Genomic DNA, 19888 nt, shown 5'->3' on the forward strand with positions numbered 1-19888 from the left:
GACATCGTGCGTCGTACCTTCGCCGTCTCCATCGTCTCGCTCGCCGTCGTCGCCACCGGCCTCGTCCCGGGCGCCGCGCCCGTCGCCACCGCCGCCCCCGCCACCTCGCAGATCCGCCCGGCCGCCGCGAAGCCGGGCCCCCAGCCGCCACCCAAGGTGCCCACCGCCAGCGGGTACGGCGGCGCGGTCAGCTCGGTCGACGCCGATGCGACCGCCGTCGGCCTGGAGGTGCTGCGGCGCGGCGGCAATGCGGTCGACGCCGCCGTGGCGACGGCGGCCGCCCTCGGTGTCACCGAGCCCTACAGCGCGGGGATCGGAGGTGGCGGCTACCTGGTCCACTACGACGCGGCCACCGGCACGGTGGAGACGATCGACGGCCGCGAGACGGCGCCGTCGGGGATCCGGCCCGACGCCTTCGTCGACCCGGCGACCGGCCGGCCCTACCCCTTCACCCCGGACCTGGTGACCAGCGGAGTCGCGGTCGGCGTCCCCGGGACGCCCGCCACCTGGCAGACCGCGCTCGATCGGTGGGGGAGTCTCTCGCTCGCGAAGGCGCTCCGTCCTGCCGCCGAGCTCGCCCGGCGCGGCTTCGTCGTCGACGACACCTTCGCGCTGCAGACCCGGGAGAACGCCGAGCGGTTCCGCACCTTCACCAGCACCAGCGACCTCTTCCTGGCACGGGGCGTGCCACGGCCCGGCAGCAGGTTCCGCAACCCGGACCTCGCGCGCACCTACCGGCAGCTCGGCGCGAAGGGCGTCGGCTGGCTCTACTCCGGCCGGCTCGGCGCCGAGGTCGCACGGACGGTGCAGCAGCCGCCGCTGAGCGGCGCGACCGACCTCCCGGTCCCGCCGGGCAGCATGACCGTCCAGGACCTCGCGACGTACCAGGCGCCGGTCCGGGCGCCCGCCTCGGTCGGCTACCGCGGTTACCGGGTCCACGGCATGGCGCCGTCGTCGTCCGGCGGCACCACCGTCGGGGAGGCGCTCAACATCCTCGAGCGGTTCCGACCCCGGGCGACGGTCCCGACCCTGCATCACTACCTGGAGGCCACGGCGCTCGCGTTCGCCGACCGGGGCAGGTACGTCGGCGATCCCGCCTTCGAGGACGTCCCCGTCGGCGCGCTGCTCGACGACACCTTCGCCGCGGAGCGCGCCTGCGCCCTCGATCCCGTGACCGCCGCGGCCAAGCCGGTCCCGGCCGGCGACGCGACGTCGTACGACGGCGTCTGTGCCGGGTCGGACGGACCCGCCGAGGCGGTCGAGGACACCGAGAACATCTCGACCACCCACCTCACGACCGCCGACCGCTGGGGCAATGTGGTCGCCTACACGCTCACCATCGAGCAGACCGGCGGTTCCGGCATCGTCGTCCCCGGGCGCGGCTTCCTGCTCAACAACGAGCTGACCGACTTCTCCACCGTCTACGACCCCGACGACCCGAACCGGATCGCGCCCGGCAAGCGGCCGCGCAGCTCGATGGCGCCGACCATCGTGCTCCGGGACGGTCGCCCGGTGCTGGCGCTGGGCTCTCCCGGCGGCTCGACGATCATCACGACCGTGTTGCAGGTGCTGGTCAACCGGATCGATCTCGGCCTCAGTCTCCCCGACGCGGTCGCCGCTCCCCGGGCCTCGCAGCGCAACACCGCCGACGTGAGCGCCGAGCAGGCCTTCGTCGACGCGTACGGCGCCGCGCTGGCGGCCTACGGGCACACCTTCGCCCTCGCCGGGCCGCCGGGCTCGAGCGCCGCGGAGATCGGCGCCGTGGCGGCGATCCGGCTCGGACGGGACGGGCGGCTGACCGCTGTGGCGGAGCCCACGCGCCGTGGAGGCGGGGCGGCGGGCGTCGTCGTGCCTACGCTGAGGCCGTGACGACCGAGGTGCCGCGGGAGACCTGGACCGAGATCACCGATGCCGCCGCGCTGACCGCGCTGCTCGGCGTACCGACGGACGCGGCCCGCGACAAGGAGCGGTCCGCACTGACCGACCTCGACCGCGCGTGGCTGGGCGCCTCGCCGTTCTGCATGGTCGCGACCGCCGATGCCGAGGGGCGATGCGACGTCTCCCCGAAGGGCGATCCGCCCGGCCGCCTGGTGCACGTCCTCGACGACACGACCATCGCGCTCGCCGAGCGTCCGGGCAACCGCAGGGCCGACGGCTACCGCAACATCCTCGCCAACCCGCAGGTCGGGCTGGACTTCCTCATCCCCGGTCGTGGCGACACGCTGCGGATCAACGGCCGAGCCCGGCTGGTCGTCGAGGCGCCCTTCCTCGACGCCATGGTGGTCGAGGGCCACCGGCCGCTGCTGGCCGTCGTGGTGGAGATCGAGACGGTCTTCTTCCACTGCGCCAAGGCGTTCCTGCGCTCGCGGCTGTGGCGCCCCGAGACCTGGGAGCCGGAGGCACGGGTCCCGCGCCGGGCTGTCGTCGCCCAGCGTCTCGAACGGCCCGACGACAGCATCGAGGTGCTCGACGCCCACTACGGCCCGCGCTACGAGGAGCGCCTCTACGGCTGATCTACCGTGGACCTCGCGGCCGCCCGGCCGCCGCGACATCTCGGAGGTCCCCGTGCGCCGTACGACGATCGCCGGCCTGGTGGCCGGCCTGACCCTGGCGGTCGGCCCGGCCGTGGTCACCGCACCGGTGCCGGCCGGTGCCTCGCCGACGGCCGCCCCGGCCGTCGACACCGCCCCTGCTGTCGACACCGCCGGTGTCGCGGAGCGCGGCAAGCGCGGCTGGACCACCCTGCGCAAGAAGGCGCGGGGCAAGGTGCAGGCCTGCCAGTTCGACCGGCCGGGCTTCTACGGCGTCCAGGTGCGCCTCGACGCCCGTAAGGCCGAGCGGCGGGTGAAGGGGCGCAGCCACATCCAGTACGTCGACAACGGCGTCTGGACCGTCGGCACCGTCCGTGCGTCGCCGTGGCGGAGCAGGGGGACGACGACCTTCGACACCTTCATCAGCGGCATGAAGTACCCCGTCCGGCTGCGGGTCCGGATCAAGACGTCCGCCGGCAGCAAGCCGTTCACCGGGTGGGTCGACGCGGTGGCACTCAAGCACTGCCGCTGACGCCCGCGGCCGTGAGGAACCCGCGCAGCGCGGGCTCCGGGTCGGCGACCGTGGAGACGTTGGCGAGCGTCACCAGGGCGAGCAGGACGACGGCGACACCGGCCGTCACCGCCGCCGTACGGCGCCCGTGCCGCCAGGCGCGTGCGCCGATCCGGGCGACGACGACCGCGCCCGCGGCGGCCAGGGCGACCATCGCGACGTGGTAGATCGCGAAGTCCCGCACCAGTGCGGCGAAGGCGGGCGTCCCGTCCGCGTCGAGGGCCAGGTCGGCGGCGCCGGCCGGCACCATCGAGAGCAGCGAGGACAGGGGAGCGACGGCGCCCTGGACGTTCGCGATCAGCACTACCGCGGCCAGGGCGGCGAGGGCCAGCAGGGCGACGCGACCCGGCCCCCGGCGTACCCGCCCGAGGGCGACGAGGAGCGCGGTCAGCAGGGCGGCTGCAGCCACGGCCTTCACGACGTGGAAAGCGGCCCAGTAGTCGACGGCGTCGGCCAGCTCGCCGGTCACGGCGCCGTCGCCGAGGCGCCAGTGGTCGGCGAACGCACCCGGCAGCGCGTCGCGGAGCGCGCCCACCCCGGAGTAGTCGCCGACGAGCAGCGAGGCCAGGAGCTCGGGAGCCAGCAGGACGGCGGCCACCAGGGCCGCGGTGGTCAGGGTGAGGGCGCGGGTCATGGTGACGACGCTAGGAGCCGGCGCCGGCCACCGCGTCGGACCGTGGTCTGATCCGGCGGCGCGATGCGTCCACCCGCGGCACGACGGCCTACCCTGGGAGGCGTGTACCCCTTCCTCAAGGGTCACGGCACCGAGAACGACTTCGTCCTGCTGCCCGACCCCGACGGCACCGTCCACGGCGAGCTGAGCGCCGAGCGCGTCCGCGCGCTCTGCGACCGGCGGGCCGGCATCGGCGGCGACGGGGTGCTCCGGGTCATCTCCACGGCGGCGGTCGGCGCGGCGGGAGCCGGCCAGGACGCCGCGTGGTTCATGGACTACCGCAACAGCGACGGCTCGGTCTCGGAGATGTGCGGCAACGGGGTGCGCGTCTTCGGTCGCCATCTCGCCGAGCAGGGCCTGGTCGACCCGACCACGCCCGTCCCGGTCGCGACCCGGGCCGGCGTCAAGGTGCTGACCTTCGCCGGCGGTGCCGTCGACGGCGAGATCACCGTCGACATGGGCATCCCGAAGGTCCTCGAGGAGACCTCGGTGGCGATCGGCGCCCGGACCTGGCCGGCGCGGCACATCGACATGGGCAACCCCCACGCCGTCGCCTTCCTCGACACCGACACCGACACCGGCGCCGGCGCCGATCTCGACGACATCGGCCCGCTGCTCGACGCCCCCACCCACGACCCGGCGGTCTTCCCGGCCGGCGTCAACGTGGAGTTCGTCGTACGCCGGGGCCCCGGTCACGTCGCGATGCGGGTCCACGAGCGCGGCTCCGGCGAGACCCGGTCCTGCGGCACCGGCGCCTGCGCGGTCATGGTCGCCACGGCGCTCGCGGACGGCGCAGCCCGCGACACGGCATACCGCGTCGACCTGCCGGGCGGCACCCTGCGGATCACCTGGACCGCCGACGACCGGATCCTGATGACCGGCCCGGCCGTGGTCGTCGCCGCGGGCACGACCGCCCTGTGAGTCTCTGACTCTGACACCGACGGTGTCACGGTGGAGCGCCCGCCCTATGCTCCCGACCATGGAACTCACCGGATCCTCCGCCATCGTCACCGGCGCCGCCTCGGGCATCGGCGCCGCCGCCGCCCGTCAGCTCGCCGCGAAGGGCGCGACCGTCGTCGTCGCCGACCTCCAGGCCGACAAGGGCGAGGCCCTCGCCGCCGAGATCAAGGGCGTCTTCGCCCAGGTCGACGTCACGAACACCGAGCAGATCGCCGGCGCGGTCAAGGCCGCCGCCGACATCGCCCCGCTGCGCGCGGTCGTCAACTCGGCCGGCATCGGCTGGGCCCAGCGCACCATCGGCCGCGACGGCCAGCTCGAGTCGGCCCACTCCCTCGAGGCGTTCACCAAGGTGATCGCGATCAACCTGATCGGCACGTTCGACATGGTCCGCCAGGCCGCCACCGTGATGAGCCAGAACGAGCCCGACGCCGACGGGTGCCGCGGCGCCATCGTCAACCTCGCCAGCGTGGCCGCCTTCGACGGCCAGATCGGCCAGGCGTCGTACTCCGCCTCCAAGGGCGGCGTGGTCGGCATGACCCTCCCGGTCGCCCGCGACCTCGCGGCCTCCGGCATCCGGCTCAACACCGTTGCTCCCGGGCTGATCGACACCCCGATCTACGGCGAGGGCGAGCAGGCCGAGGCATTCAAGGCCAAGCTCGGCGAGAGCGTGCTCTTCCCGAAGCGCCTCGGTGTCCCGGACGAGCTGGCCAGCATGGTCATCGAGTGCCTCACCAACTCCTACATGAACGGCGAGGTCGTCCGCGTCGACGGCGGCATCCGGATGCCCCCGAAGTAGTCCCCGACCCTCCCCGAGGTGCCGGGGCTCAGCCCTGGCACATCGTCTGGCCGTACGGCCCCTCCGTGGACCGCCGCTCCGTGACCTTGCCGTTGATCGTGATCACGCAGGTCACCGGCGTCCCGGTGGGGCCGGCGCCGAAGAAGATGCGGGCGTAGTCGGGATTGCCGTAGGCGATGGTCGTCAGCGACCAGCGGGTGCCGACGCCCTTCACCGTCCCCGAGGGGTCGGTCAGGCTGGTCGGCACCTGGTAGCCGACGATGCCGATCGGCTCGCTGGAGTAGACCTCCAGGCGGACCCGGATCTTCGGCAGGGAAGCGCTGCCGCCCTTGCCTGTGAGTCCCGGCATGCTCAGCGGCGGCAGGCTGCCGGCTCCCGCCGCGAACCCGCTGGGCGCGCTGCCGGGCCCGCCGGCGCTCGGACCCGCGCTCGGGGTGGGCGTCGTCGTCGGTGACGCCGACGGCACCTCCGTCGGCAGTCCGCCCGGGCCGGCGTCGGCCGACGGGGACGGCGTCGCCCGCGGGCGTGCCGTCGTGCCCTCGTCGTCGGCGCCGTTGCGCCCGACGACGACGCTGATCACGATGATGAGGAGGGATACGCCCACCACGATCCATCCGCGGTGGTCGCCCCCCGGCCGACCGACTCTCACGACAGGTCAACGAACGGGGCGCGCCCGCGGTACGTCCGACGCGGCACGCGGGATCCGACGGCTGTTCACCGACCCGCAGCATCGCGCTCAGGGCCCGGTCGCCGAGGCCCGTTTGACTGACCTGACGTGACGCTGCTCCGGGACGATCCGGCCCGCCTGGCCGAGCGACTGGGCGACCTCCGCGTCGGCCGCCGTACGACGATCGTGGCCGGCCTGTCCGGCGCCTCGGTCCCCGCGCTCGGCCTGCTCGGTCCACGCACGCCCGCCTTCGTCGAGCGTCGCCGGGACCTGACCTCGGGCGTCCGCAGCGGCGAGGTCACCACCTCCTCCGCGGTGATCTGGTCGCGAGGGCTCCGGCCCAGCCGGCTCCTGGTCCGCCTGCACAGCGACGGCCGGCACCGTCGGCTGGTGCGCGGGCCCTGGACTGACGAACGGACCGACTTCACCGCCCGGGTCCACCTCACCGACCTCGCCCCCGGCCGCCCCTACGACGCGGAGGTCTGGTTCGAGAGCCCCGACGGCGAGCGCAGCGCCCCGCAGCGGCTCACCTTCGCGACCGCTCCGATCCATGCCGCCGCGCAGTCGGTCGTGTGGTCGGGCGACACCTGCGGCCAGGGGTGGGGGATCGACCGCGCCCGAGGCGGGCTGACGACGTACCGGACGATGCTCGACCTGCGCCCGGACCTGTTCGTCCACGTCGGCGACACCATCTACGCCGACGAGCCGATGGACGAGACCGTGCTCCTCGACGACGGCACCACCTGGCGCAACGAGCTGACCGAGGACGTCATGGTCGTCTCGGAGACCCTCGACCAGCTCCGCGGCCGACACCGCTACCCGCTGCGCGACGACAACGTCCGCGCCTTCTACGCCGCGGTGCAGACCGTCGCGATGTGGGACGACCACGAGACGTGCAACAACTGGTGGCCCGGCGAGGTCATCGACGACGAGCGGTACGCCGAGCGCCGGGCCGACGTGCTGGCGGTCCGGGGGCGCCGGGCGTGGCAGGAGTACCAGCCGGTGCCGGTGCGGCGGCTGGCTGCGCCGGGCGGCGATGGGTTCGCGGCCGCGCGCCTCTATCGCCGGGTCCCGCGCGGCCAGCACCTCGACCTGTTCTGCCTCGACATGCGCAGCTGGCGCGGCCCCAACCCTGACACGGACCCCGCGGTGGCCCGAGACCGGACCCCGGCCGGACTGCTCGGCCCCGACCAGGAGGCCTGGCTGGTCCGCGCACTGCGTTCCTCGACCGCGACCTGGAAGGCGGTCTGCGCCGACCTGCCGCTGTCGGCGCCCACCAACCGGGTCACCGACCTCGACGGCTACGCCAACAAGGACGACGGCCCGCCGATCGGCCGCGAGTCGGAGCTGGCCCGGATCCTCTCCTCCCTCAAACGCCACGGCGTGCGCAACGTCATCTGGCTCACCGGAGATGTCCACTACACCGCCGCCCACCACTACCACCCCGAGCGGGCCGCGTTCACCGACTTCGACCCCTTCTGGGAGTTCGTCTCCGGGCCGGTCGCCTCCTCGCCCTTCTGGGTCAAGGACGACGAGCTGGACCGGACCTTCGGCCCCGAGGTCGTCTTCTCGCGGGGCGAGGCCGAGACCGGCCGCCTCGACATCGCGCCGCACCCCACGAACCAGTACTTCGGCCATCTCGACATCGCCGCCTCCGGCCTGCTCACCGTCCGGCTCTACGACGGCACCGGCACCGTGCTGTGGCAGCGCGAGCTCGAGCCCGACTGAGAGCCGGACGATAATCGGGAAGCATCTCGTGGCGCTCGTCGTTACCCTGGACGACGCCTATGACGAACCATGCTGAAGACTTCTCCCTCGCCGACGCCCTGCGTGCCACCGAGGGCTGGGACGACCCCGACACCGAATTCGACGACTTCGAGTCCGGCTACGCCGACACGCCCGCCGGGGACCTCGGTGCCGGGGAGGACCTGACCACCGGCGACCTCGACCTGGTCGAGCGCCACGAGCTGCGCCGGGTCGCCGGCCTGCGCACCGAGCTCGAGGACATCACCGAGGTCGAGTACCGCCAGCTCCGCCTGGAGCGCGTGGTCCTCGTCGGCGTGTGGACCGGCGGCGCCATCAGCGAGATCGAGAACGCGATGGCCGAGCTCGCCCTGCTCGCCGAGACCGCCGGCTCGGAGGTGCTCGACGCGATCTACCAGCGCCGCACCTTCCCCGACCCCGCCACCTACATCGGTCGCGGCAAGGTCGACGCGCTGCGCGAGATCGTGCAGGCCACCGGCGCCGACACCGTGATCTGCGACGGCGAGCTCGCGCCCTCCCAGCTGCGCAACCTCGAGGACAAGGTCAAGGTCAAGGTCGTCGACCGGACCGCGCTGATCCTCGACATCTTCGCGCAGCACGCGAAGTCCAAGGAGGGCCAGGCGCAAGTCGAGCTCGCGCAGCTCAACTACATGAAGCAGCGCCTGCGCGGCTGGGGTGGCAACCTCTCCCGCCAGGCCGGTGGCCGGGTCGGCGCCGACGGCGGCGGCATCGGCGGCCGCGGCCCCGGTGAGACCAAGATCGAGACCGACCGGCGCCGGATCAACGACAAGATCGCCAAGCTCCGCCGCGAGCTGAAGGTGATGAAGGGGACCCGCGACACCAAGCGCCAGGAGCGCCGTCGCAACGAGATCCCGTCGGTCGCGATCGCCGGCTACACCAATGCCGGCAAGTCGTCGCTGCTCAACCGGCTCACCGGCGCCGGCGTGCTGGTCGAGGACGCGCTGTTCGCGACGCTCGACCCGACCACCCGTCGTACGGCGACCGCGGACGGCCGGGTCTACACGATGAGCGACACGGTGGGATTCGTCCGGCACCTGCCGCACCAGCTGGTCGAGGCGTTCCGCTCCACGCTCGAGGAGGTCGCCGACGCCGACCTGATCGTCCACGTCGTCGACGGCTCACACCCCGACCCCGAGGGCCAGCTCGCCGCGGTCCGGGAGGTGCTCACCGAGATCGGTGCGACCGACGTCCCCGAGCTGGTCGTGATCAACAAGATCGACGCCGCCGACCCGCTCGTCGTCGACCGCGTGCTGCGCCGCGAGCCCCACGCCGTCGCCGTCTCCGCCCGCACCGGCGAGGGCATCGCCGAGGCGATCGCCGCCGTCGAGGCCGAGCTCCCGCGTCCCCGGGTCGAGTTCACCGCCCTCGTCCCCTACGCCCGCGGTGACCTGATCGACCGGATCCACAAGGACGGTGAGATCGGCACCCTCGAGCACACCGCTGACGGCACCCGGGTCACCGGCCGGGCCACCGAGGCCCTGGCCGGCGAGCTCGCCGCCTTCGCGGTCTGAGCCCGGTCCCCACGTCGTACCGGACAATTCGGTTGCGATTTGGCCAATTCGGCAACCCGATCGTCCGGTACGACGGATGATCCCCGCGTGACTCGGCACCGACTCCTCCTCGGCCTCCTCATGGTCGTCCTCGCCACCGCCGTGAGTACGACGCTGCTGGCGCGCGCCGGCGCCCGGCCCGACCCGTGCGCGACCAAGGGGGAGCGGGCCGCGGCGCGCGCCGCGCTGGTGACCGGAACGGGCGCCCGGGTCCTGGTGATCGGTGACTCCTACTCCGTCGGTGCGGGCGCGCGTCCGGAGGAGTCCTGGCCGGTCCGGCTGCCCGGCCGGGTCCGGGTCGACGGCTTCGCCGGCAGTGGGTTCAGCGTCGGGGCCAGCCCGTGCGGCGACGTCTCCTACGCGACCCGCGCGAGTGCCGCGGCCGCCGCGATGGCGGGCGCGGACCTGCTGGTGGTCGAGGGCGGCCTCAACGACGCCGACCAGCCGGTCGCCGACCTCGAGGCCGGCGTCGCCCGGCTGCTGCGGACCCTCGCCGGCCGACCGGTCCTCATCGTCGGCCCGCCCCCCGCGCCCCGGCTGCGGTACGACGACGTGGCGCTCGTCGACGCGACCCTGGCCCGGCTCGCGGCCGAGGGCGGTACGACCTACCTGTCGATGCTCGACCTCGAGCTGAGCTACGACGACGACCGGCTGCACCCCGACGCGGCCGGCCACCGGGTGTTCGGCGACCGGGTCGCGACACGGGTCCGCGAACTGCTGCGGTGAGCTGTGGAGGGGCGCGCAAGGACGTCGGTGCGACCCTCTAGGGTTCTTCGGTGACCACCACCGCAGACGACCGGACGTCCCCGGTCCGCGACCTGCTCGCGACGGCGGTGGAGGCCCTCGGCGGCCGGCGCCGCGATGGCCAGGTGGCGATGGCCGAGGCCGTCGCCGACGCCTTCGCCGACAAGGAGCACCTCCTCGTCCAGGCCGGCACCGGCACCGGCAAGTCCCTGGGCTACCTCGTGCCCGCCCTGCTCCACGACCAGCGCGTCGTGATCGCCACCGCGACCCTCGCCCTGCAGCACCAGCTGGTCGAGCGCGACCTGCCCCGGCTGGTCAAGGCCGTCGGCACGGTCCCCGGCGTCGACGCGTCGTACGCCGTGCTCAAGGGCCGCTCCAACTACGCCTGCCTGCACCGGGTCCGCGAAGGCGCGCCCGACGACCAGGGCGAGCTGATCCAGGCCGAGGACGCCATGGGCGCGATGGGCCGCAAGGTGCTGGCGCTGCGGGAGTGGGCCGAGAAGGCCGCCGAGGACCGCCGCGGCACCGGTGAGCGCGACGACGCGCCCCGCCACACCGACAAGGAGTGGCGCCAGGTCAGCGTGACGGCCCGCGAGTGCGTCGGCGCGAGCAAGTGCCCGTTCGGCGAGGAGTGCTTCGCCGAGCGGGCCAAGGAGAAGGCCCAGAAGTCGCACCTCATCGTCACCAACCACTCGCTGCTCGCCATCGATGCCATCGAGGGCATCCCGATGATCCCGGAGTACGACGCCGTGGTCATCGACGAGGCCCACGAGCTCGCCGCGCGGGTCACCCAGGCCGCCACCGACGAGCTCTGGGCCGCGGAGGTCGAGCGGGCCGCACGGCGCAGCATCCGTCACGTCGAGGGCGACGAGGCGGAGGATCTCGCCGACGCGGCCGATGCGCTGCGGGCCGCGGTCACCGACGCCCCGGCCGGTCGCTTCGAGCAGGTCCCCGAGGCGCTCGCCGACGCGCTCGTCCTGGTCCGCGACGCCGCCCGCGCCTGCGCCGGCGCCTTCCCCAAGGCCGAGGCCGGCAGCGAGCCCGACGCGGCGATGACCCAGGCCAAGGGCATGGTCCAGGAGGTGTTCGCCACCGCCGAGCGGATGGCCGCGAACTCCGAGGCCGACGTGCTCTGGCGCACCGAGGGCACCGACCGGATCCCGCCGATGCTGTGCATCGCGCCGCTCCAGGTCTGGGGCCAGATGCGCGACAAGCTGCTGGCCGACAACACGGTCGTGCTCACCTCGGCCACGCTCATGCTCGGCGGCGACTTCGCGACCGTGGCGGGCTCGGTCGGCCTGAAGCCGTCCGAGCGCAGCGACGGCACCGGCCCGCGCGGCGACGTATCCGACGACGCCCAGCCGTGGCGCGGACTCGACGTCGGCAGCCCCTTCGACTACCCCCGCCAGGGCATCCTGTACGTCGCACGCCACCTGCCGCCGCCGGGCCGCGACGGTCTCGGGTCGGCCCAGCTCGACGAGATCACCGAGCTCGTCGACCGTGCCGACGGCCGCACCCTGGGCCTGTTCTCCAGCCGGCGGGCCGCCGAGGCCGCGGCCGAGCACGTCCGCAAGGCCCTGCCCCACCTCACCACCCTGGCGCAGGGCGAGGCCCAGCTGCCCGAGCTGGCCCGTCAGTTCGTGGAGGACCCCTACACCTGCCTGTTCGGCACCCTCGGCCTGTGGCAGGGGCTCGACGTCCCCGGTGACACCTGTCAGCTGGTGATCATCGACCGGATCCCGTTCCCGCGGCCCGACGACCCGCTGATGAGCGCGCGCCAGAAGGCCGCCGACCAGGCCGGCGGCAACGGCTTCATGCAGGTCGCCGCCACCCATGCGGCGCTGCTGCTGGCCCAGGGGAGCGGGCGGCTGATCCGCACCACCGAGGACCGCGGCGTGGTCGCGGTGCTCGACCCGCGGCTGGTGACCGCCCGCTACGGCTCCTTCCTCAAGGCCAGCCTGCCGCCCATGTGGACCACGACCGACCCCGCGGTCGTGCGGCAGGCCCTCGGCCGGCTGAGTGGCCGGACCAGCACTCCGTAGCCCCCGAATTGCACCGACCCGTCGCGTTTGAACGCGACGGGTCGGTGGGGGCGGTGGGGTCAGCGCACCACGCGGGCGCTGACCGACGCCTTGGCGTCCTTCTTGCCGGCGTTGGCCAGCGTGACCTCGACCCACTTCACCTTCTTGCCGAAGGCGAAGGCCTTGGTCTTGTTGCCCTTGCGGTTGATCTTGACCATCTTGGCGACGGGAGCCTTGCCCTTCTTCTTGATGGTCACCATGACGTACCCGCCCTTCTTGCGCTTCGGGACGTCGACGTGGATGCGCACCCGGGCCTTGCCCGACACCTTCGACTTGAAGCGGATGGTGCGCGAGGCGAGGTGGTTGAGCGAGGTGCGGTCGGAGAACGAGCGCCGCGAGTTCGTCAGCTTCACACCACGCCACAGCCGCGCCCGCATGTAGGCCGCGCCCTCGACGTAATTGAGCGCCGGCTGCCGATTGGCTGCGGCGAACCGGCCGAACTGCGTGCGCAGGTCGGTGCCCCGCGCGGCCAGGGCAGCGCTGATCGCCTGCCGGGCGTTGGGCGCGCCGGCGGCCAGCTCCCAGATGTCGTGGACGATGACCGGCATCCCGCCGGGGCCGTTGACCGTGGGGAAACGCTCGCTGAGGTACTTGAAGAAGATCCACGCACCGTACGGCGCCAGGCCGCGCTGGTAGTCCATCGACTGCGCCGGCTGCCCCAGCGGACCGCCCTTGAGGTACTGGCGGTTGTCGTTGATGTCGTTGTAGATCTCGTCCTCGGCCCAGGTCGCCGTGGCCTCGAGCAGCCAGGTCTCCTCGTTGACGTCGTAGGCGAACTGGACGGCGTGGAAGTACTCGTGCGCCGCGGTGACCTGGAGGTTGGCCAGCGGACCGGGCACCGCGCCGTACTCGGCGTAGTTGTTGTCGAGGACGCAGTACGCCGCCGCGGTGACGTGGCCGGAGACCCGCTGGTCGGTCGTGCAGTAGCCGTACAGGCCGCGCGAGCCGAGGTCGGCGAGGTAGACGTCGAACAGGTTGGTGCCGCCGCCGGTGGCGCCGTCGCCGACGGGTGCGCGGTAGCCCGCGGCGGCGTACCGGCCGGCGACGTTGTTCATCACCGAGAGCACCGCGTTGACGTAGGCCGGGGTGGCCACGTCGGCGCTGCTGGTGACGTAGTGGACGCAGATGCCGCCACCGCACACCGGGGCGGCTTCGGGCGCGGTGTAGCACGGCAGCCCCGAGCCGGGGGTGCATTCGATGCCGCCGCCCGGTGGCCGGGCCGAGACACTGGGCCGCGCGAGCAGGCGGGCCGCGTCGTCCTGCAGGCCCGGCGGCAGGTCCTCGCGGGTGACCGCGAGGTCGCGCAGCGCCATGGTCAGGTCGGCACTCTCCGGCGCGGTCGGGGGTGTGGTCGCGGTGGCGGCCGGCTCGATCAGCTCCTGGACCTTCTCGAGCGCCTGCTCGGCCAGCTCCTGCGCGACCGGGTCGCCGGCGTCGGCCACGGAGGTGGCGGGTGCCGCCGGGTCCGCCGGGGCGGGGTCGGCCTGGGCGACGCCGCCGGACAGCGGCACGATCAGGAGGGCGGCGAGGAGCGCGCCCAGCAGGGTGCGGAGGGGCAGCCCGGGGAAGGGGAAGTGGCTGCGACGAGGCATCGGGACCGGCCTTAGGTACGGCGACAGGACGTCCCGACCCTATGTCACCGACCGGTCAGGCAAACCTCACACCCGCCGGAGAACCGCCGTGACCTTGCCGAGGATGGTCGCGTTCGTGCCGTCGATCGGCTCGAACGCCGGGTTGTGGGGGAGCAGCCACACCTGGCCGCCCTTGCGCTGGAAGGTCTTGACCGTGGCCTCGCCGTCGATCATCGCGGCCACGATCTCGCCGTTCTCGGCGGTGGGCTGCTGGCGGATCACGACGTAGTCGCCGTCGCAGATCGCGGCCTCGATCATCGACTCGCCGCTGACCTCGAGCAGGAACAGCTGGCCGTCGCCGACGAGCTGGCGGGGCAGGGGGAAGACGTCCTCGACCCGCTCCTCGGCCAGGATCGGGCCGCCGGCGGCGATTCGGCCGACGACGGGGACGTTGGCGGGCACCGGCGCGGCGTCGCCGATGCCGGTCTCGTCGTACGACGCACGGTCGGGGTCCTCGACGGATCCCATCGCGCGCCGGGCCGCCATCACCTCGGGGAGGAAGACCTCGAGCGCGCGCGGCCGGTTGGGGTCGCGCTTGAGGTAGCCCTTCTCCTCGAGGGTGCGTAGCTGGTGGGCGACGCTGGAGGTGCTGGTGAGGCCGACGGCCTGGCCGATCTCGCGCATGCTGGGCGGGTAGCCGCGCTTCTCGATGCTGTCCTTGATGTGGGCCAGCACCCGCTGCTGACGCGGGGTCAGGCCGGTCGCGTCGGCGGGGCCGTCGGGCAGCTCCGAGACGCTGCTCGCCTGCCCGCTGCCCGTGCGGTCGGTGCCTGTGCGCTCAGCCATGGGGTGCCCTCCAGATCGGCATCGGATGGTGCGGTCGACGACGACCGGACCCGTGGCTCGACGCTAACCGAACCCGAGGGCCCTTTTCAAACATCTGTTCGAACCGCGTGTCGCGACACGCCGGTCGAACGGACTTTCGAATCGGTGCTGGATTTCTTCGAACACCTGATCTAATCTCGTACACATGTTCGATCGAACGCCTGATCGAACACCTTCCGTCGGACCCCCTGCGTACAACAGGGCCCACGTCCACTTCCCCCGGAGGTCACCATGAGCACGATCACCCTCGCCCCGCGCGTCGACCCCGCCCGTCGTACGACGAGCGCCGTCCGCCCCCGCAGCCAGGTCCGGCTGACCCGGCGCGGCCGGGTGGTGGTCTTCCTGCTGGCGCTCGTCGTGGTCACGCTGGCCGCCGTGTGGCTGGCCGCCGGCTCGGCCGCGACCCGCGACCAGGCCGGTGCGCCCCGGCTCGACCTGGTCACCGTCGCCCCGGGCGACACCCTGTGGGACATCGCCAGCGACATCGCGGCCGGCTCCGGCGACGACGTGCGCGACATGATGCGCACCATCCAGCAGCTCAACACGCTCGACGGCAGCGTCGTCTACGTCGGCCAGGAGCTGCGCGTCCCGACGTCGTAGTCCGTCGGCGCACCCGTGTCTCTCCGCTGCCTCGACCCCAGTGGAGATGAGGCCAGTAGTGGCCTCGGGGAAGACGAGGGGCGGGATCCGACCGAACCGGATCCCGCCCTTCGCGCGTCAGCGTGCCGCGCGCTTGCCGCCCTTGGGGGCGCCGGGGTCGCGCTTGGGCCGTGGCTCGTGGTGGTGCGAGCTGAGGCCGAGCGCCCGGGACAGCCGGATGGCCAGCATGAAGGTGAGGAAGAGGCAGAGTGTGGCGCCCAGGGACGCGACGCCGGCCAGGGCCCAGGCGCCGGCCTTGCCGTCGTGGCGTCCGGTGGCGCCGAAGTCGATGGCCGCGATGACGAGATAGCCCCACGCCACGATGGACAGGGTGCCGCCGAGCGCGATCAGCAGCACGTCGATGCGGAATCTCGCCTTCGCTCGATCGCCAGCGCGCTTGCCACCCGTCACGGCGGTCATTGTTGCCGATGGGTGGCTGGATTGCCCGGGCAACCCGCCCATCGGGGCCGCGTCGGCGGACGCGACACGCCCCGGCGGAGCGCTTCTCGCGATGCCTTCGGGCGCCATGACCTGCGCAAACGCACTCCTGGACCGGTCGCTCCCGAACTCCTCCCGGGGCCCGCTTGCATCGATGGTGACCGGGGCGTACGGTTACCACTACATCTAGTAGTTACAACGATGTAGTTCTCCACATCTAGTCCACAGAGCGACCCGTCGTCACTCACAGGACCAGCGGGGAAACGCACAGATCCTCCCTGGTTTTCCACAGGCATCACCGACCAGGAGGGACTTGTCCACAGCTCGTACGCTCGGGAGGAGGAGCCATGCACTGTCCGTACTGCAAGCACAACGACACCAAGGTCCTCGACTCCCGTGTCGCTGACGACGGCTGCTCGATCCGGCGGCGCCGGGTCTGCCAGTCGCCGAGCTGCGAGAAGCGGTTCACGACCGTCGAGGCCATGCAGTTGACCGTGCTCAAGCGCTCCGGTGCCACCGAGCCGTTCACCCGCGAGAAGGCCGTCGCCGGCGTCCGCAAGGCCTGCAAGGGTCGCCCGGTGGACGAGGACGACCTGGCCCGGCTGGGCCAGGAGGTCGAGCACCAGCTCCGGCTGGCCGGCAGCCCGGAGATCGCGGCCCACGAGGTGGGCCTGGCGATCCTCTCCCCGCTGCGCCGCCTCGACGAGGTCGCCTACCTCCGCTTCGCCTCCGTCTACCGCGGCTTCGACTCCGCCGCCGACTTCGAGAACGAGATCTCCCTGATGCGGGCCGAGCGCCAGCTCACCTCCACCCCGGTGGTGGAGGCGCGCCCGTCGGCGAGTCTCGAGACAACAGCCCCCGCGGGCTGACCACAGACGCCCGGCAGGTAGTGGGGAAGCTGCCTGCCGGGCCACCACCCTTCCCCGAAGGCACCGCTCCTGCCGCTCGCAGGGGCGCCGTCCCGCCGCATCGCCGACGACCGCCGAACCGCCGCACAGAGGAGACCAGGAGAGCCATGACCGAGACGGCCCGCAGCCAGACGACCAGTGAGACGGCCAGCTACCCGAAGGGCGGCCTGAAGATCCAGCGGGTCTTCAGCACCGAGGGCGTGCATCCGTACGACGAGATCACCTGGGAGCGGCGCGACGTCGTCCAGACCAACTGGAAGACCGGCGAGACCGTCTTCGAGCAGCTCGGTGTCGAGTTCCCCGAGTTCTGGTCGCTCAACGCCTCCACCATCGTCACCACGAAGTACTTCCGCGGCGCGGTCGGCACGCCGGAGCGGGAGCGCGGCCTCAAGCAGCTGATCGACCGGGTCGTGTCGACCTACGTCAAGGCGGGCCGGGAGCACGGCTACTTCGCGTCCGCGGCGGACGCGGAGGTCTTCGAGCACGAGCTGACCTGGCTGCTGGTCAACCAGTACTTCTCCTTCAACTCCCCGGTCTGGTTCAACGTCGGCACGACCGCCCCGCAGCAGGTCTCCGCGTGCTTCATCCTGTCCGTCGACGACTCGATGGACTCGATCCTCAACTGGTACAAGGAGGAGGGCTTCATCTTCAAGGGCGGCTCGGGAGCCGGCCTGAACCTCTCCCGGATCCGCTCCTCCAAGGAGCTCCTCAGCAGCGGCGGCACCGCGTCGGGTCCGGTCTCCTTCATGCGCGGCGCCGACGCGTCGGCCGGCACCATCAAGTCGGGCGGTGCCACGCGCCGCGCGGCGAAGATGGTCGTCCTCGACGTCGACCACCCCGACATCGAGGAGTTCGTCGAGACCAAGTGGCGCGAGGAGGACAAGATCCGCGCCCTGCGCGACGCCGGCTTCGACATGGACCTCGGCGGCAAGGACATCACCTCGGTCCAGTACCAGAACGCCAACAACTCGGTCCGGGTCACCGACGAGTTCATGCGCGCCGTCGAGAACGGCACCGACTTCGGCCTGCGCGCCCGGATGACCGGCGAGGTCATCGAGACCGTCGACGCGCGCAGCCTGTTCCGCAAGATCAGCGAGGCCGCCTGGGCCTGCGCCGACCCCGGCCTGCAGTACGACGACACGATCAACGACTGGCACACCAACCCCGAGACCGGCCGGATCACCGCGTCCAACCCGTGCTCGGAGTACATGTCGCTCGACAACTCCTCGTGTAACCTGGCCTCGCTCAACCTGCTGAAGTTCTTGCGCGAGGACGACACCTTCGACGCTCCGCTCTTCGCCAAGGCCGTCGAGTTCATCATCACCGCGATGGACATCTCGATCTGCTTCGCCGACTTCCCGACCGACCCGATCGGTGAGACCACCCGCAACTACCGCCAGCTCGGCATCGGGTACGCCAACCTCGGCGCCCTGCTGATGGCGATGGGCCTCGGCTACGACTCCGAGGGCGGTCGCGCGATGGCGGCCACCGTCACGTCGCTGATGACCGGTACGTCGTACCGCCGCTCCGCCGAGCTGGCCGCGATCGTCGGCCCCTACAACGGCTACGCCCGCAACGCCGAGGCGCACCAGCGCGTCATGCGCAAGCACCAGGCAGCCAACGACGACGTGCGCACCCTGCACATCGCCGACGCCGAGGTCCACAAGCTGGCGACCGAGGAGTGGGCCCAGGTGGTCGAGCTCGGCAAGACCAACGGCTTCCGCAACGCGCAGGCCTCGGTGCTCGCGCCGACCGGCACCATCGGCTTCATGATGGACTGCGACACCACCGGCATCGAGCCCGACTTCTCCCTGGTGAAGTTCAAGAAGCTCGTCGGCGGCGGCTCGCTGCAGATCGTCAACCAGACCATCCCGCGCGCGCTGAAGAAGCTCGGCTACGACGAGGAGAAGATCGAGGCGATCGTCGCCTACATCGGCGAGCACGGCCACGTCGTCGACGCCCCGGGCCTCAAGCCGGAGCACTACGAGGTCTTCGACACCGCGATGGGCGAGCGCGCGCTCAAGCCCATGGGCCACGTGCTGATGATGGCCGCCTGCCAGCCGTTCCTCTCGGGTGCGATCTCCAAGACGGTCAACCTGCCCGAGTCGGCCTCGGTCGAGGACATCGAGCAGATCTACCTCGAGTCCTGGAAGCTCGGCCTCAAGGCCACCGCGATCTACCGCGACAACTGCAAGGTCGGCCAGCCGCTGGCCGACGGCGGCGGCAAGGCCAAGAAGGACGCCGCCGACGCCGCGGAGGCCGACGCCAAGGTCGTGGAGAAGGTCGTCGAGAAGGTCGTCTACGCGCCGACCCGCAAGCGCCTCCCGAAGTCCCGCCAGGCCCGCACCACCTCCTTCACGGTGGCCGGCGCCGAGGGGTACATGACCTCGGGTGCCCACGACGACAACACCCTCGGCGAGATCTTCCTCAAGCTCGGCAAGCAGGGCTCGACCCTCGCCGGCGTGATGGACGCCTTCTCGATCGCCGTCTCGATCGGCCTGCAGTACGGCGTCCCGCTGGAGACCTACGTCTCGAAGTTCACCAACCTGCGCTTCGAGCCCGCCGGCCTCACCGACGACCCGGATGTCCGGATGGCGCAGTCGATCATGGACTACGTCTTCCGCCGCCTGGCCCTCGACTACCTCTCCTTCGAGGAGCGCTCCGCTCTCGGCATCTACTCCGCCGACGAGCGCCAGCGCCACCTCGAGACCGGCTCCTACGAGCCGATCGAGGAGACCGGCAACGCCTCCGAGCTGCTCGAGGGCCCGGCTGGTGGTCGAGTGGCGAGCGCCGGCGAGCGCATCGAGACCGCCGAGGTGGTCGAGGCCGAGGTCGCCGACGAGGACCCGCTCGCCGGTGCCCCGGTCGTCGAGGCCAAGGTCGCCAAGACCACCGCCGAGCTCCTCGAGCAGATCACCGGTCACGCCGTCGACTCGCCCCTGTGCATGACCTGCGGCACGAAGATGCGTCCCGCCGGCTCCTGCTACGTCTGCGAGGGCTGCGGCAGCACCTCCGGCTGCAGCTGATCGCTCCCGCCCGTACGACGGCCCGGCCCCTCCTCGGAGGGGCCGGGCCGTCGGCGTTGCAGA

The 19888-nt window shown here is 72.3% G+C and carries 17 protein-coding genes; 12 read left to right on the top strand and 5 right to left on the bottom strand.

The annotated features are described in order from the left end of the window. The first annotated feature begins 6 nt into the window (after positions 1-6). Genes ggt through QJ852_05670 form a run of 3 tightly spaced genes read left to right on the top strand, consistent with a single transcriptional unit; the run spans position 7 to position 3063 of the window. Complete coding sequence (ggt, locus tag QJ852_05660) at positions 7-1869, top strand: gamma-glutamyltransferase (protein WGX97924.1); 1863 nt, start codon at positions 7-9, stop codon at positions 1867-1869. Further along, positions 1866-2513, top strand: coding sequence for a pyridoxamine 5'-phosphate oxidase family protein (locus tag QJ852_05665; protein WGX97925.1), 648 nt, complete (start codon positions 1866-1868; stop codon positions 2511-2513). Before ggt ends, QJ852_05665 begins: the two co-directional genes overlap by 4 nt. A 52-nt stretch (positions 2514-2565) precedes the next feature. Further along, entirely contained in the window at positions 2566-3063 is a 498-nt protein-coding gene (locus QJ852_05670) for a hypothetical protein (protein ID WGX97926.1), read from the top strand. Here QJ852_05670 and QJ852_05675 read toward each other — a convergent pair. Next, a complete protein-coding gene (locus tag QJ852_05675) occupies positions 3047-3736 on the bottom strand; it encodes a hypothetical protein (GenBank protein ID WGX97927.1) in 690 nt (229 codons plus the stop codon). The two genes, QJ852_05670 and QJ852_05675, sit on opposite strands and share 17 nt — an antisense overlap. 63 nt (positions 3737-3799) lie before the next feature. Between QJ852_05675 and dapF the strand changes: the two genes are divergently transcribed. Then, positions 3800-4696, top strand: a complete 897-nt coding sequence (gene dapF / locus QJ852_05680; protein WGX97928.1) for a diaminopimelate epimerase — start codon at positions 3800-3802, stop codon at positions 4694-4696. Between the two features lie 58 nt (positions 4697-4754). After that, entirely contained in the window at positions 4755-5531 is a 777-nt protein-coding gene (locus QJ852_05685) for an SDR family oxidoreductase (GenBank protein WGX97929.1), read from the top strand. Between the two features lie 28 nt (positions 5532-5559). Here the strand turns inward: QJ852_05685 and QJ852_05690 are convergent, their stop codons facing one another. Beyond that, complete coding sequence (locus tag QJ852_05690) at positions 5560-6138, bottom strand: hypothetical protein (protein ID WGX97930.1); 579 nt, start codon at positions 6136-6138, stop codon at positions 5560-5562. A 168-nt stretch (positions 6139-6306) separates the two neighbouring features. Here QJ852_05690 and QJ852_05695 point away from each other — a divergent pair, with 168 nt between their 5' ends. The 4 genes from QJ852_05695 (at position 6307) to QJ852_05710 (ending at position 12319) form a co-directional block, all read left to right on the top strand. Further along, complete coding sequence (locus QJ852_05695; GenBank protein WGX97931.1) at positions 6307-7926, top strand: alkaline phosphatase D family protein; 1620 nt, start codon at positions 6307-6309, stop codon at positions 7924-7926. 59 nt (positions 7927-7985) lie between these two features. Next, complete coding sequence (hflX, locus tag QJ852_05700; GenBank protein ID WGX97932.1) at positions 7986-9494, top strand: GTPase HflX; 1509 nt, start codon at positions 7986-7988, stop codon at positions 9492-9494. An 87-nt stretch (positions 9495-9581) separates the two neighbouring features. Next, positions 9582-10259, top strand: a complete 678-nt coding sequence (locus QJ852_05705; GenBank protein WGX97933.1) for an SGNH/GDSL hydrolase family protein — start codon at positions 9582-9584, stop codon at positions 10257-10259. A gap of 50 nt (positions 10260-10309) precedes the next feature. Further along, complete coding sequence (locus tag QJ852_05710; GenBank protein WGX97934.1) at positions 10310-12319, top strand: ATP-dependent DNA helicase; 2010 nt, start codon at positions 10310-10312, stop codon at positions 12317-12319. 59 nt (positions 12320-12378) lie between these two features. Here the strand turns inward: QJ852_05710 and QJ852_05715 are convergent, their stop codons facing one another. Then, the gene (locus QJ852_05715; protein WGX97935.1) at positions 12379-13950 is read right to left on the bottom strand and encodes a hypothetical protein; all 1572 of its coding nucleotides are present in this window, start codon (positions 13948-13950) and stop codon (positions 12379-12381) included. Between the two features lie 66 nt (positions 13951-14016). Then, a complete protein-coding gene (gene lexA, locus QJ852_05720; protein ID WGX97936.1) occupies positions 14017-14775 on the bottom strand; it encodes a transcriptional repressor LexA in 759 nt (252 codons plus the stop codon). Between the two features lie 270 nt (positions 14776-15045). On the opposite strand from lexA, the gene QJ852_05725 reads away from it, so the two are divergent. Then, entirely contained in the window at positions 15046-15414 is a 369-nt protein-coding gene (locus tag QJ852_05725) for a LysM peptidoglycan-binding domain-containing protein (protein ID WGX97937.1), read from the top strand. Between the two features lie 117 nt (positions 15415-15531). Here the strand turns inward: QJ852_05725 and QJ852_05730 are convergent, their stop codons facing one another. Then, on the bottom strand, positions 15532-15864 hold the full coding sequence (locus tag QJ852_05730) for a hypothetical protein (GenBank protein ID WGX97938.1): 333 nt from the start codon (positions 15862-15864) through the stop codon (positions 15532-15534). A gap of 374 nt (positions 15865-16238) precedes the next feature. Between QJ852_05730 and nrdR the strand changes: the two genes are divergently transcribed. Then, a complete protein-coding gene (nrdR, locus tag QJ852_05735) occupies positions 16239-16760 on the top strand; it encodes a transcriptional regulator NrdR (GenBank protein ID WGX97939.1) in 522 nt (173 codons plus the stop codon). A gap of 146 nt (positions 16761-16906) precedes the next feature. Then, on the top strand, positions 16907-19825 hold the full coding sequence (locus QJ852_05740; protein ID WGX97940.1) for a vitamin B12-dependent ribonucleotide reductase: 2919 nt from the start codon (positions 16907-16909) through the stop codon (positions 19823-19825). The last annotated feature ends 63 nt before the right edge of the window (positions 19826-19888 follow it).

Origin of the sequence: Nocardioides sp. L-11A, from assembly GCA_029961745.1 — a bacterium.
GTDB lineage: Bacteria > Actinomycetota > Actinomycetes > Propionibacteriales > Nocardioidaceae > Nocardioides.